The organism is Vibrio sp. D173a (assembly GCF_030248475.1).
This window is the reverse complement of the sequence record NZ_JAHGAH010001657.1, coordinates 1-582: the sequence shown is the minus strand read 5'-3', so window position 1 is coordinate 582 and position 582 is coordinate 1. Positions and strand designations below refer to the sequence as shown.

General features: G+C 40.7%; 1 protein-coding gene. It reads left to right on the top strand.

Annotation, left to right across the window (positions count from 1 at the left end; translation table 11 throughout):
* A partial coding sequence (locus tag KIV40_RS35385) for a YafY family protein (protein WP_285354145.1) occupies window positions 1-459 on the top strand: 459 nt, incomplete at its 5' end.
* Window positions 460-582: the final 123 nt, after the last annotated feature.

The window sequence follows — 582 nt, the reverse complement described above, 5'->3', positions numbered from 1 at the left end:
AACGCCAACCATAGAACAAATGCCGCGTTAGTTATGCCTCTAGGCTTAGCACAGCAAAGCAATCGGATCTATTTAGTTTGTCGTTTTGATGGATTTGATAATGAGAGAACTCTTGCATTACATCGGATTACTAAAGCAACGGTATCAACATTCAACTTTGAGCGTCCTAAGGACTTCTCTTTAGAGCAGTATGATGCAGATGGACGCTTTGGCTTTGGTGAAGGGGTAGTCGGTGTGCTTTCTTTCATAACAGATAAGAAGATCAGCCAGTATCTATCAGAGACACCTCTGTCTGATGATCAAACGATAGAAGCTAAGAGCGAACAAAGTTACCAAATCAAAGCAACAGTTACGGATTCATTGCTACTCAAAGGGTGGTTAATGGCCTTTGGAGATAAAGTTAAAAATATCCGTTTCGACGATTGTGAGCTAGACCTAACCAATTCAAATATTAACTGAAATTACAACTGGAGAGTATTATGCCTTTACCACTTATTTTAGGCGCAGCTGCAGCTGCAGTTGCTGGTTTTGGAGCTAAGAAGGGATATGATGGCTACAAAGATAAAACGGAAGCAAACGACA